Here is a 13,406-nt window from a genome sequence, read left to right on the forward strand (position 1 = left end):
TTTCAGAATAAGAGAAATACCGATGCTCCGCCTTATATTTACGATAAACAGCGCCATTCGACATGTGAATGGAGCGGTTTTCAGGTTGAATGAAGCACTATTTCATGCCGATCATCGCTTTTAACTCTGCCATTTTGGATTTAGACAGAGGGATTTCTGTTTTTTTCTTGTCATCCAGAATGAGCGTATAGCTGTTTCGTGTCCAGGTAATCACTTCTCTTACTTTCTGCAGGTTCACTATATAAGAGCGATGACAGCGGAAAAAACCGAAAGGCTGCAGCCTGCTTTCCAGTTCCGTCAGGGTAAACACGCCGGGAAACCCTTCTCCTTTTATATGAATAAGCACCTGACCGGCTGACGTTTCCACAAAATCTATCTCGGTAGGATCAAATAAAATAATTTTGTCGTCAATTTTTGTTGGAACTTTATCGAACTGAACCACTGGTTTTATTTCTTCAATAAAATCTTCTTCCGCAGGTTCCAGCAGTTCTTCTTTTTCCGTTTCAATGGAGCGGCATCCGGTCTCATCAAGCCTGTAGACATGATCAGCCATTGTAATAGCACTTTCCATATTACTTGTGAGCAGCAGAATACTCTTCCCTGTCTGCTTTAACTCCTGAATAAGCTTAATAAAAATACGCTTTGTTTCCATATCTACATTTTGGTCTGCTTCTTCCCATACAAACAGGGCCGGATCCTGAAACAAGAGGCGTCCTGCCTGTACACGGCGCTGTTCCGAATAGGAAAGGTGCTGGACCCGGACTTTATGCTTCGATTCGAGCTGAAGCATATGAAGAACGTCCGAAATGGTTCTGCTTGAGTTGTAAAGAGACCGGTAAAACGTAAATACATCTTTCACTGTGAGTCTCGGGTACAGCCCGTCATCCAGATAAGAAACGCCGATACAGGTATAGTCGGGCTTCGTAAACGTTGAAATGGGTTTATTCAGGACATGAATATCTCCACTCGACCCCTTCATGTCTCCATTCAGCATACGCAGGAGAATGTTTCGTATGTTTGTATTGGAATGAAGAGCGACTGCCTGACCCTCTGACATTTCCAGTCCGAACGCCGGAAAAATAACTGTATCTTCATTCTGTTTTTCCAAAGCTTCAATTTTTAATACCGACATAAAAACATCTCCTGTTTTTTATTTAACCGCAGTCTCACCATGACTGATCGAGGTCTTTTGCATAAAACAGCAGCGCCTCTTTATAATCGCTGACCCACTGGTCGGAAGAAGTCATTGCTAGATTCTCCAATAATAAAGTGGCGGCTTTTTTGCTTTCACCGATATTGTAATACACTGCAGCCAAAAAAATCTGTATAGCTCGATTTTCAGGATATTCAAGCAATCCCTGCTCCAAGCATTCTTTCGCTTTCTCATACTCACCAACTGCTCTGTAGGTGCTTCCTAATTGAATATATGTTCTTTCCCGAAGCTCTCCTCTAATGGAAAATAATAAAGCTTTTTCATAATAAGCAGCAGCCATCTTTTCTTTTCCCTGCGAATCATATAATGAGGCTAGTCGAAAAGCAGCTTCCGCCTTAGAACCCGGGTCTTTTAGTAAAGATAACAAAGTAATTTCTGACTGATTATATTCTTTATTCTTTAGAAGCTCGATTGCTTTTTCTAACATAGCAGGCTCCTTTGCTGACAACTGTACTATATTCTCTTAAACATATTTATTCCGTCCGGCCCCAATGCCTGCTGTCATTTGGCACACCGCGATAACTATTAAGAAAATCAGGCCGGCACTCCACGTAGCCGTCCAGTCGTATAGAACTCCTACAATCAGCGGTCCAAATGCTGCTAATAAGTATCCAACCGACTGGCCCATGCCTGAGAGCTCAGCGGCTTTACCAGCAGTTTCTGCACGAAGACCAAATAAAGCCAAAGCCAGGCTGATGCTAGCTCCCTGCACCAGGCCGATACAAAGAACCGCTGCAATAAGCATAGGAAAAGAGGAAGCCGTGAGCAGCAGCGTCAGTCCCGTTAAAGCTGTGAGACCTATGGTAATAATAATGCCGACCTGATGACGAAACCGCTCTGCTAAAATCGGTGTTACAAAAGACGCTGGAAGACTGGCTGCCTGCATCATTGCCACCATCCAGCCGGCGCTTGTTAATGCCACGCCGCCGGTTTCCACGAGAATGTCCGGAAGCCACGTGATCATGACGTAAAAACCGATAGACTGAAATCCCATAAATAATGTTACCTGCCAGGCAAGAGGTGACTTCCAAATAAGGGTAGTGCGGTCGACTTCTTTTACAGGCGGTGCTTTTTTCTTTTCCCCGTGTAAAATAAATGCCCACAGGATAATGCCTGCCAATGCCGGAAGCGTCCATAAAAGAAGCGCGCCCTGCCATCCTGTGCCTGACTGTTCAGCAATCGGAGCAGACAGTCCGGATGCAAGCGACGCAGATATCGCCATACACGTTGTATAAATACTTGTCATCAGCCCCATCTTTGTTGGAAAGGACCATTTAATAACCCCCGGCAGCAGCACATTGCATACGGCGATACCGGCTCCTACTGCAACGCTCCCAGCATATAAAAACCACAGGTTGGGAACCGTTCGGATAAGAATACCTGCCACCAGAACGATCAGCCCTAAGAATAAGGCTCTCTGATGACCAACCCTGTTTCCGAATCTGTACGCAATCGCCGAGACGCCTGCAAACGTAAGCAGCACCATCGTGGTTAAGACACCAACCGAGCTGTGGTCTACGCCGAGATCTTCCCGAATAAATCCAAGTACCGGCCCGACCGAGGTAATCGCTGCGCGGAGATTAAAAGCAATTAGGATAATTCCTATGATAAGCAGTATACGATATTTTTTATTCTGATCTTTTTCCTGCATTGTTTCTAATGACATGATGTTCCCCGCTTTTTCTCATCAAACTGAGTTCTATTTTATATTCGGCAATATACTTCTTATCATAACAAAAAGCACCGGATTTCTCCGGTGCTTTCCTAACTTTTCCAAATCTAATGCTGAGCTGTTTTTATTTTCTTTTTTTCCGTAGAGACAATTACGTCTTCTCCCTCAAGCTTGATCGTGAATTCTTTCAGCTTGCTGCGGTCGGGCGTCAGTGTATTTCCCCCGTTTGTAATATCAAATTCTCTTCCGTGCCAGGGACAACGGAGAATTTCTCCTTCCCGCTTAAAACAGTATTCGCCCAGATTTTGGGTTTCTACAGGAGACCCTCCGATTTTCCCTTTCGATAAAGGAGCCCCTTGATGAGGACAGCGGTTAAGAAATGCATAGATACCTTCCCCCGATCGGCAGATAATAATCGACTTTCCGGAAAACGTCCGTTCAATCATTCCTTTTGAGTTCAGGTCCTGAATGGTACATACTTTTTCTTCCATTACGTCTCCCTCCTTTTCAGCTTGGGATAAAAACGAAGAGCATTTTCCACCATGATTTTATGGCGGACCTCCTCGCTTAGTCCGTTGGGAAGCGCCTGATCAGGAGAGTCATAGTCCCAGTGGGGATAGTCGGTGGAAAACACGATAATATCATCGGTGCCCATCTGTTCAACCAGATTGTTCCACTCCCGCTTTGTCATTTCTTCGAGGGGCTGCGTTGTAAAACAAAAATGGTTTTTTATCGTTTCACTTGGCATTTTGGTAACCCACGGTACCTCATGGCGCAGATCTTTGTACTGCTGATCCAGCTTCTTCATTAAAAACGGCACATACGTAAAACCGCCTTCGATCATCATTACTTTCAGCTTTGGATACTTTTCAAATACGCCGTTCAATATCATATTGGTTACCTGTACCATGTGGGACGTTGGAATAAGCGTATGCCACTCGATAAAATAACGGGGCCACTTTCCAAATTGGACAGGCGGCTCATTATGATGCATCCCAATCATCAGATCATGCTTTTCCGCTGCTTCATAGATTGGATGATACATCGGGTCTCCCCAGGCAATATCATCAATAGGCAGAAGGACCTGCAGCATTTTGGGATGATTACCGATACGTTCAATTTCTTCTACTGCCGTTTTTGGATCCTGGGCTGCAATATGAACAGAGCCGTACAGTCGATCATCTTTTTCGAGCCAGTGTTCGATCTGCCAGTCATTATAGGCTGTGGCCAGTGCAGCAGCCATTTCGTACCAGCCATGCATGGAAGAAGGGGAAGGATCCAATGCGCCTGTTAAAATACCGATGTCGTGTCCGCAGGCATCCAGCAGCTGCTCTCTCATAAAGGGTAGATCAGAACCCGCGTCCCGTCCGTCCGGGAGCATCGCGTCGGCCCGGTTTACCCCGGCTACCGCCGGCTGGGTATAGGGCATATGCTTTTCCTGAACCCAGTTAGCATCTGCAATATACCGATTCCAAGGCTGCGCCAGATAAGGGAGCAAATCGGCATACGTTACTTTCTCATGAATATCCGCATCAATCAGCTTACAAGTTCTTTCATCAAAGTCTTTCAAATAAACCCTCCTCTTAGTATACGTTTATATACTAAGGGTATCATTCATTTACCTTTTATAACAAATTGAATTAACAGCCTTTAAAGCAGGTGACATGCAGGAGTGATGCTCAGTGAGCTTCAGTGGACATGAGTGACTGTTTATCATATTCACTGCTTTATTCGAATGTATGTGAAAGAACCTGCCAAACCTAATGTAAAATACAGCACCTCCTATACAATAAAAGAAATAGATTCATTTTACATATTGTCCATTTTAATGGAGGTGATTTTATGCCCGTCCACACCCCTGTCATTCATACAACGATCCGCCATATTCTAGAACGTCCGCATTTTCAGGAAGCTGTCGTTATAGGAGATGAGGCTTCTCTTAACCGGACAGTCACCTGGGTTCATATTATTGAAGTTACTAAGCTGGACGAATTGTTAAACGGAAACGAACTTGTGCTGACCACAGGAGTTGGCTGGTACGAGAACGAAGAGCTGTCGCTTTCTTTTTTAAAGCAGCTTATCCATAACAATGTTTCCGGCCTCTGTATTGAACTTGGCACCTACACACCTTCCCTCCCTGCTTCGATGATCGAATATGCCAGGAATCATCATTTTCCGCTTATTCTTTTTCATGAAAAAGTCCGCTATATCGATATCACCCAGGACCTGCACAGTTTATTCATCCATCAGCACTACCAGATGGTCAAAGAACTCGAAGACCTTTCTTCTTCCTTTAACCACATTCTACTGAACGGCAAAGGAATTGAAGAGATTTTGTATGAGTTCCACCGCCGGACAAAAATACATGTCTGTTATCTCCCTATTCAGGGAGACAGCTATTTCTATCCGGCCCTTTCGTTAGCGGAACAGGAAAAACGGGTGAAGGAATGGGTCGAGCACAAAACATGGCACCAGCAGAGCCTGCACACGTCACGTCCTATTATGGTGCTGACTCATTACTTCGCCGATTTAATTGCTTATAAAGACGGCCTGGCTTTCAGTGAATTTGATGAACTGGCATTTGATCGATGTGCCACTGCCATTGCCCAGGAAGTCATGCGGACCACTTATATGGAAGAACGGCGCAGACAGCAGGAAGAACGCTGGATGCACGATTGGATAAACAACGAAAACAATCAGGAGGAGGTAAGCAGCGAGCTCCAACAGCTGCAAAAAGGCACCTTTCATTCTATGGCGGTTGCGCTTATTTCCAAAAACCACCTTCTTCCTTCCCATAAAAACAGAGAAGGACTGTTTATTCAGAAATCGATGCTGGCCCGTTCTGTTTTTGAAGAGCGAGGAGTAACCCTTTTAGCCACATCGATGCCTCACGCATATGTGTTTATTCTGCTTTATCCGGGCAGCCTTCAGGCCTCTATTTTCCGGGAGCGCCTGTATTCGGGCTATCAGTCATTAGTAAAGGAGGATCAACGAGGCACGTTTCCTTTCTTTGAACATCTTGTTTTTGGAAAAACAGTAAAAGCCGCAGGCGATGTACCGATAAGCTACCAAACTGCCAAAGAAACGGAAAAAGTGAAAAGCCGTGTCCCCTCTCTTGCTCTTCCTTTTTATGAAAACCTTCACCTTTTCCGCACGGTTCTTAAAATGGAAGAAGAAGGCGACCTGGAGGACTTCATTGATGAACATCTGGGAGAATTGCTGCGCTTTGATGAGGATCGACAGGGCCAGCTGATACAAACGTTAAAAGTGTATCTTCAGTGCTTCGGATCCAAGCAGGACGCAGCAAAGGAGCTGTACGTCGTCCGCCAGACCTTATACCACCGGCTTGATAAAATCAGCGAACTGATGGGAGACGATTTATTTTCTTCCCCGAAGCGCCTTTCCATCGAGCTTGCGCTTCACGCCTACGAGTACCAGGCAGGAACTATGTAACGTCATAGAAAAAAATAAACCCAGCCGGTTGTTCCGGCTGGGTTTATTTAAGTAGAAGCAGTTTCTTCTTTTGATCTCTTTATCAATTATATTCAGTTACCGTCCAGATTATTTTTTTGCATTCTCGTACGATAAAGCAGAAACTTGTGATTCTGGTACAGGTGAATTTTTAAAAGATGAAACACTAGATTTATTCGTTTCATTGATGTAAAGAGGCTTTTTTAACAATCCTATAATAGAAGCAGTTATAACAGCCCCTATCACTACACTCAGTATATAAAGCAATGGACTGCTCGCAGCTATTGGAATAACAAATATCCCTCCGTGAGGAGCTTGAAGTGATATCCCTAATCCCATACATATCGCCCCTCCAACTGCTGCACCTATTGTGTTAGCCGGAATTATCCTTAGAGGATCTTTAGCGGCAAATGGGATGGCTGCTTCTGTAATAAAAGCTGCACCTAAAATATACGCCGATTTTCCAGCATTTCGTTCTTCTGTATCAAACCTATTTTTAAATAACGTAGTAGCTAAAGCAATTCCTAGTGGAGGAACCATACCACCTACCATAAGGGCTGCAGAAGGCTCATAAACCTGACTTGCAAACATGGCTAATCCAAAAGCAGAAGCGGTCTTGTTAATAGGCCCTCCCATATCAAATGCCATCATTCCTGCCAGTAGAGCACCTAATAGTATAGCGTTTGCTCCAGTTAATCCGCTCAGCCATTCTTGAAGAGAAGTGTTTACCCAGGATAACGGAGCATTTACTAAGTAAAACATAATTAAACCAGTAATAAATGTTCCCAGCAAGGGCAGAATTAGAACAGGACTAAGTCCTTGAAGTGCTTCCGGCAGGTTTTTAAATACTTTCTTTAACCACAAAACAGCGTAACCAGCGACTATACCGGCAATCATTCCTCCTAAAAATCCAGATCCTCCTATAGAAGCCAGCATGCCTCCAATCATTCCCGGTGCTAAACCAGGTCGATCCGCAATACTGTAGGCTATATATCCAGCCAGTATAGGTACGATTAAAGCAAAAGCTGCATCGCCCCCAATAGTACCCAGGAAAGCAGCAAACTGATTATATTGCGGGCTGTCTGGATCGGCAGCGTTAATACCAAACATGAAGGATATAGCTATAAAAATACCGCCTGCAACGACAAAGGGAATCATAAAGGAAACACCATTCATTAAATGGGTATATATCTTTGGCTGCTTCATTCTCGTTTTTTCTTTATCCTGCTTTAAACGCTCCTCTTTACCCCCGTATACTTCCCCCTTATCTTCTATAGAATTCATTATTAACTTTTCAGGATAATGGATAGCTTCTCTAGTAGAAGCTGTGATGATTTTTTTGCCTTCAAATAACTCCATGTCTGTTTTAATATCAGAGGCAATTATAATCCCGTCTGCTTCTTCTATATCCTGAGAAGACAGCTTGTTTGAAACTCCTGAAGATCCATTCGTCTGGATTTTAGCTTCGATTCCCCATTTATCAGCTTGATTCTGCAGAGATTTAGCAGCCATAAAAGTATGTGCTATACCAGTAGGGCAGCCTGTGATACCAACTATTTTTTTACCTTCATACGCTTTTGAGCTTGAGTTATCTTTTTTAAGTTCAATTTCTTCTGCTTGCTTAAATAAATCCATTATTTCTTCCGAGGATGCGGCTAAAATAAGGTTAGCCCGGAATACTTCATCCATTAATAAAGAAGACAGCCTGGATAATGTTTGCAAGTGTTCTTCTGTTGCATCTTCATTGGCAGCAATCATAAAAAACAAGTGGCATCTTTCTGTATCATAGACTAACCCTTTTAACGATCTTGCTAAAACAATAGTTGGTGTCTTTACAGAACTCGATTTAGCATGAGGCAGCGCTACTCCATATCCAACTTCTGTAGAAATTTCATTTTCTCTTTTCCAAATGTCTTTTTTGAAAGCACTTTCATTTTTAAGATAACCGTTAATGGATAAAACGTTTATCATGTTATCGATTAATTCCTCTTTACTGGAAAAGTCTGCATCAAGAATAATATTTTCAACCTTCAACATGTTTACAAGGTCCAAATTAAATCCTCCTCGCCTTTTTCGACTTTATAAAGTGAAGCTTTACCAGTAGACTCAAACAAATCCATCTTCTTCTTAACTAATTCTTTCGCCGCTTTAGTTGCTTCTGGGTAGAGAACGTCAGGTTCATAGGCTCCAGGATTTTCTGCGAGCATTTCTCTAAGTCTATTAAAAAACGCAAGTTTCATATCTGTAGATAAATTAATTTTAGCGACACCATGTTTCAGGCACTCTTTAATTTCTTCATCCGCGTTGTTGGAACCACCATGTAAAACCAGCGGTATATCAACATTCGATTTTATAGCCATTAACCGATCAATTTTAATGGATTGGTCTTCATTCTTAGGATAGATGCCATGAGCTGTTCCAACTGCAACGGCAAGAGTATCAACTCCCGTTCTGTCGACAAATTCTTTTGCCTGTTCCGGATTTGTATAGAATACGTTGTCGCTTCCTTTCTCCGAACTGCCCTCATTAGTACCTAACGTTCCTAATTCTCCTTCAACCGATACATTGACAAGATGCGCAATATCTACAGCATTCTTCGTTAATTCAATATTTTTTTCAAATGAATAGTGTGAAGCATCCATCATAACGGATGTATATCCGTTTCTTATCGCTCTTGTGATGTCTTTCATTGTATCTCCATGATCCAAATGAATAACAATCGGCACTTTTGCCATTTTAGCTGCTTCTAATACATAGGCTATAAAATGATCCGTTAATAGATCAATTTCATTGGGATGAATTTGAATAATGGCCGGAGAATTATTTTCTTCCGCCGCTTCGATAACAACCTTTACAAATTCACTATTCGCTACATTAAATGATCCGACAGCAAACTGATTATTGTACGCAGTGTTTAATAGTTCTTTCATATTTAATAACATAATATTCCACCTTTAGTTGTTGTTCCATATTTTTAAAAATTGATCAAAAGACTCCGCCTCAGTTAACCTATTAGTTATAGCAGAATCGTTTAAGATATCATGAATACCTATGAAAAAATCGTTACTTTGTTTCTTGTTCACAGCTGGAGGGACAAACAAGAAAATAATCTGAGCCATCTTTTCGCCCCATTTAATTTTCTGGGAGTTAACAGCAATGACCACGCGCAAATCTAAATTATTACCTGCCTCAAATGGATGCGGCATAGCCACATTATTTCCTATGTTCGTGCTGGACATCTGCTCACGCTCTATAATGCTTTCCAATAGCGGTTCCAAGCCGGATTGATATGTTACCGTTTTCAATAATTCGTGCTGGGAAGCTGCCTGCAGGAAAAAGAAATCTTCTTCTTTTAAATAATTTTCTAAAAGGCCTCGTTTTAGATGACTCGAAATTATTCTGATGTCTTCATTAGTTACCTCGGAACTAATGAAAATAATTTTTCTGTTATTCATTTTTTTTGGTATTTGTATGGTTGTAATTATCGTTTTAACATCTGAAGGTATGTGTTCCATTTCATTAACAGCATAAGCCCCCTCTGGACTTATATTCGGAAAATATTGAGCTATTTTCCTCTCCAGTAAATTCCCAATCAACTTGTTTTTTTCATAGACAATCGCGACTTTTTGTTTGCTTTCCTGGTATTTTTCTAAATAATGAACAATGTGCAGCGTTAAATAACCTATTTCGTTTTCAGGAATATGGACCTTCAGTGTGCTTTGCAATTCTTTTGCTAAAGCAACCGCTAAATCATAGGCTGTCATATACTCTTTTTTTATGTGACCGATAAAAGGGTTTTCAACAGGGAAATTGTATTTCAACGGGCCAATAGATTTTGAAATCCGGCCAGTCAATTCATCAAAGAGCTGATGATCATCCTCTAAATGAAACCCATATTGCTTGAAAATAGTTTCGAAAGCTGTATTTATCTTTGATTTCACTTCAACAGGCAGTTCTACAGAAGAATAATCTTCATTTGAAGTTTGGCATAATTGAAGACTTATCAATAAATAAGTGACGTATTGCTTCTCATATTCATCAAAAATAATATTAGGGTTCAGAGAAGCTGCCTGCGTTAAGATGTCCTCTGCCAGCCTGTATTCTTCAAATGAACAGTTTTCCAATTTCATATCTTTTCTCGTGAGAGGCTGGTTCATTTCTAACCTCTTCATAGCAATAATGATAGTAGCATACCATAAATACTTCTCTGGCATTTCCTGTAATTCGATACTTGGAAAATTGTAACTTGATGCTGGCAATCATTTCTTTTATCGAAATATTTTCAATCCAATTTTCGAAATAATAGACAATTTGTTCTTCATTTCTTCTTCCCCGAAAATGTCAGCCGGCAGTAAGCTTTCTAAAAATAACCTCTTATCAATTTCCAATCCTTCCAGCTTCACTCCCTGAAAAACGATAGCTTCAATATGGATATTTCTTTTCTCTGTTTTGATCAACTGAAAAATTCTCTGCACGTCTTTTCTAATTGTTTGCGATGAAAAATACAGCTCTTTCGAAAGATAGTCATAAGTTGTAAACGAATGATGCGACATCATAGTTTTTATAATTCGGAACATTCTTTCTTTAATGTCCGTCTGTCCCTGCTGTTGTAGTAGTAATGACCCTTCGAGCAACGTATATCCTTTATGATTATCGCCCTGAATAGATGTTTCTTTTAAATAGTTTTCATTTAAATCCCTTATATCATTTCGCAGAGTTCTTGTTGTAACATTTAGTGCCGCAGCCAGGTCTTTACCACTTACAAAATTAGAAGTGGATTGCTTTAATATCTGCAACAACTCCTTGTAGCGTTGATGCACAATTATTCCTCCCTCCTACGTATCAATATAATGTAAGCGTTATCTTCCAACAACACTATACTTCTTCCTAATGGTTAGGAAATGATTATCTATTAATATCCTGTTAGGCATTCTTCATAAGCAAAAAGGCAATTTCCCCTTCCCAGTATCCGGCGCTTATGGTCATTAATTATATTTTAGCCTCTATACCAGTTCTATTATAAATATGATTTGAAATACTTGTATAAAAATGCAAACAATAAAAAACCCAACCGAATCACCGGCTGGGTCATAAGTTATCGATAAACGATCTCTTCTTGTATATTCATACATAATCTTGAGTACTTTTTAATCTGCGTTAAGAATGAAAGAAAAATATACAGGGTCGACTCCGGCAGAACAGCCATAGGAGAAGATAAAGAGAACATTTTTTTCCTCTTTAGCTTAAGGCTCGGCCTGCGGAAAGCGTACCCTGTACAGGTACTTTCATAAAAATACGTATTTTTTGTCTTTTTCAACAGTCTGGCTCATTTAAGTAGAAGCAGTTTCTTCTTTCTGTTTCTTCAACAGGAACGAAAAGTATTTTCGTGCGTCCGCGCTTTCTATGTGCAGATGAGCCTGCTTATCCTCCTTTGAGAACTGCACGAACGCCCCTTCCAGATTTTCCTGTACTGCTGTTATCGCATAGCCTTCTTTTATCAGGTCATCAATTTTTTCTTTTTCCAGTATAAACTCTGCATGCTCCCGCATTAATGTCCGCCTCCATTATTTAAATTCAGTACTCGCTACTTCACGTTTGGCTGTTTCTTCCTCCTTAATCGTCCAGTCACGTCCGACTGTAATACCCAGATACTTTTCATCACTTGGATCTTCTATTTCAGCCTGCTTGTATTTAGGAAACCACCAGAATTTACCTAATACATAATAGCTTCCGCCTCCAACAACAAAGCCGACTAAAAAGGAATAGTCCATCATTACGTAGGCGCTGACGCCACCTATGATCCAGGAAATGAACCCAGCTGCATTAATGCCTTTAAAATAGCGGTACTGACCGTCATGACGATACAAATCGGGAACATTCACACGTCTTTTCCTTAAAATGTAATAATCAACAATCAATATACCGACAATAGCCGATAGGATGCCGCCGACTACTAAGAGAAAGGGAACAAGAATTTCAAACAGAAGCCAGGGCTGAACAACAGTTCCGACAAGGCCTGCCAGGAACACACCTACATAAAAAGGAACCTTAGGGCCTCCTGTATTGGAAAAAATCGTCGCTGCCGGAATAACGTTCGCTGACGTATTCGTCGACCACTGGGCAAATACGATCATCAATAATAAAACGGCCAGCGCTATCCCTGTAGCTGTTTCCTGCAGGGCAACGACCGGATCGAAGTTTCCGAGGGCAATATAGCAGACACCGCCGATTAATACCATAAACGTCTGAACAAGCGGCAGAGAAATAACGCTTCCTACCAGCGTCCCTTTGTTTCGTTTCCACCAGTTTCTTTCATACTGAGGCGCTTTAATAAATCTGGAAATAGAAGGAATATCGGCTGCCAGTGTTGCCCAGAAGCCCATGTTGGCAAAAAGAACGATCAGAAATGCATTGACCGCCGTCGTTCCGGATACTGGTGCTTCAACACTGTTCCACACATTAGTGCCACCGGCTGCAGCGGTGGATGTCAGCACATAATACATCCAGATCGAAATAATAATAATAATAGGAGCTGCCAGGTCTGCAAAGCGTTCGACGGCTTTGATGCCTATTGCCGTATTAATAAGCTGGGCTGTCGCGAATAAAGCATAGCAGAGCAGCCAGTTATCGAATCCCATCATAATATTTAGTATGCCGTTAATCGCGGTAGCACCAAAGAAGGTATTAATACCAAACCAGATCGAGGCGGTGATTCCGCGTGTTAACGAAGGAATGTGTGTACCGACCGTTCCAAATGGCGCCCTCATATAAACGGGGAAGGATAACCCGTGTTCAATTCCAATATCTCCTACAATCGTTATGAAAATACCAATGGCAAGAGAACCGAGCAGAGAAGCCAGTACAACCCAGCCAAGAGGAAGCGACAATACACCATCGCCGCCGATCGCAAAAGCAGCAAGCACAACGGCCATACCGACCCACATCACAGCAAAACCAAAAGTGCTGATCTTTTTGCCGGAATGAGACACCGGCAGCAGATCAGGCGATTTTAGATAACGGTCTTTTTGGCTCATTCATGTATCCTCCTAC

At 41.8% G+C, this 13,406-nt stretch carries 12 protein-coding genes; 1 reads left to right on the forward strand and 11 read right to left on the reverse strand.

Going from position 1 to position 13,406, the window contains the following annotated elements; genetic code table 11:
* Positions 1-97: 97 nt before the first annotated feature.
* The 5 genes from MMY81_RS02240 to MMY81_RS02260 all read right to left on the reverse strand — a co-directional run bounded on the left by MMY81_RS02240 (position 98) and on the right by MMY81_RS02260 (position 4,455).
* Complete coding sequence (locus MMY81_RS02240) at positions 98-1,132, reverse strand: LytTR family transcriptional regulator DNA-binding domain-containing protein (RefSeq protein WP_252311471.1); 1,035 nt, start codon at positions 1,130-1,132, stop codon at positions 98-100.
* A 34-nt stretch (positions 1,133-1,166) separates the two neighbouring features.
* The gene (locus tag MMY81_RS02245) at positions 1,167-1,640 is read right to left on the reverse strand and encodes a tetratricopeptide repeat protein (RefSeq protein ID WP_252311472.1); all 474 of its coding nucleotides are present in this window, start codon (positions 1,638-1,640) and stop codon (positions 1,167-1,169) included.
* A gap of 36 nt (positions 1,641-1,676) precedes the next feature.
* Positions 1,677-2,879, reverse strand: a complete 1,203-nt coding sequence (locus tag MMY81_RS02250) for a CynX/NimT family MFS transporter (RefSeq protein WP_252311473.1) — start codon at positions 2,877-2,879, stop codon at positions 1,677-1,679.
* Positions 2,880-2,992: 113 nt separating this feature from the next.
* Entirely contained in the window at positions 2,993-3,376 is a 384-nt protein-coding gene (locus MMY81_RS02255; RefSeq protein WP_252311474.1) for a Rieske (2Fe-2S) protein, read from the reverse strand.
* Entirely contained in the window at positions 3,376-4,455 is a 1,080-nt protein-coding gene (locus tag MMY81_RS02260) for an amidohydrolase family protein (protein WP_252311475.1), read from the reverse strand. Before MMY81_RS02260 ends, MMY81_RS02255 begins: the two co-directional genes overlap by 1 nt.
* Before the next feature lie 272 nt (positions 4,456-4,727).
* Here MMY81_RS02260 and MMY81_RS02265 point away from each other — a divergent pair, with 272 nt between their 5' ends.
* Positions 4,728-6,338, forward strand: a complete 1,611-nt coding sequence (locus MMY81_RS02265; protein ID WP_252311476.1) for a PucR family transcriptional regulator — start codon at positions 4,728-4,730, stop codon at positions 6,336-6,338.
* A 108-nt stretch (positions 6,339-6,446) separates the two neighbouring features.
* Here MMY81_RS02265 and MMY81_RS02270 read toward each other — a convergent pair whose 3' ends face one another.
* From MMY81_RS02270 to MMY81_RS02295, 6 genes are all read right to left on the reverse strand, one after another.
* Entirely contained in the window at positions 6,447-8,408 is a 1,962-nt protein-coding gene (locus MMY81_RS02270; protein ID WP_308215184.1) for a PTS fructose transporter subunit IIABC, read from the reverse strand.
* A complete protein-coding gene (locus MMY81_RS02275; protein WP_252311477.1) occupies positions 8,396-9,298 on the reverse strand; it encodes a ketose-bisphosphate aldolase in 903 nt (300 codons plus the stop codon). Before MMY81_RS02275 ends, MMY81_RS02270 begins: the two co-directional genes overlap by 13 nt.
* Before the next feature lie 12 nt (positions 9,299-9,310).
* Positions 9,311-10,513: a BglG family transcription antiterminator gene (locus tag MMY81_RS02280; RefSeq protein WP_252311478.1), complete on the reverse strand. Its 1,203-nt coding sequence runs from the start codon at positions 10,511-10,513 to the stop codon at positions 9,311-9,313.
* A 111-nt stretch (positions 10,514-10,624) separates the two neighbouring features.
* Positions 10,625-11,176: an HTH domain-containing protein gene (locus tag MMY81_RS02285; RefSeq protein WP_252311479.1), complete on the reverse strand. Its 552-nt coding sequence runs from the start codon at positions 11,174-11,176 to the stop codon at positions 10,625-10,627.
* Between the two features lie 510 nt (positions 11,177-11,686).
* On the reverse strand, positions 11,687-11,905 hold the full coding sequence (locus MMY81_RS02290; protein ID WP_252311480.1) for a hypothetical protein: 219 nt from the start codon (positions 11,903-11,905) through the stop codon (positions 11,687-11,689).
* A 15-nt stretch (positions 11,906-11,920) separates the two neighbouring features.
* Positions 11,921-13,390 (reverse strand): NCS1 family transporter, encoded by a 1,470-nt coding sequence (locus MMY81_RS02295; protein ID WP_252311481.1) that lies wholly within the window; start codon positions 13,388-13,390, stop codon positions 11,921-11,923.
* Between the last annotated feature and the right edge of the window lie 16 nt (positions 13,391-13,406).

Source organism: Sinobaca sp. H24, from assembly GCF_023845525.1.

Excerpts from the sequence above, each read along its gene's own strand:
- MMY81_RS02275 (WP_252311477.1), bottom strand. The coding sequence starts at position 9,298 with ATGTTATTAAATATGAAAGAACTATTAAACACTGCGTACAATAATCAG.
- MMY81_RS02290 (WP_252311480.1), bottom strand. The coding sequence starts at position 11,905 with ATGCGGGAGCATGCAGAGTTTATACTGGAAAAAGAAAAAATTGATGAC.
- MMY81_RS02265 (WP_252311476.1), top strand. The coding sequence starts at position 4,728 with ATGCCCGTCCACACCCCTGTCATTCATACAACGATCCGCCATATTCTA.
- MMY81_RS02250 (WP_252311473.1), bottom strand. The coding sequence starts at position 2,879 with ATGTCATTAGAAACAATGCAGGAAAAAGATCAGAATAAAAAATATCGT.
- MMY81_RS02295 (WP_252311481.1), bottom strand. The coding sequence starts at position 13,390 with ATGAGCCAAAAAGACCGTTATCTAAAATCGCCTGATCTGCTGCCGGTG.
- MMY81_RS02255 (WP_252311474.1), bottom strand. The coding sequence starts at position 3,376 with ATGGAAGAAAAAGTATGTACCATTCAGGACCTGAACTCAAAAGGAATG.
- MMY81_RS02280 (WP_252311478.1), bottom strand. The coding sequence starts at position 10,513 with ATGAACCAGCCTCTCACGAGAAAAGATATGAAATTGGAAAACTGTTCA.
- MMY81_RS02245 (WP_252311472.1), bottom strand. The coding sequence starts at position 1,640 with ATGTTAGAAAAAGCAATCGAGCTTCTAAAGAATAAAGAATATAATCAG.
- MMY81_RS02240 (WP_252311471.1), bottom strand. The coding sequence starts at position 1,132 with ATGTCGGTATTAAAAATTGAAGCTTTGGAAAAACAGAATGAAGATACA.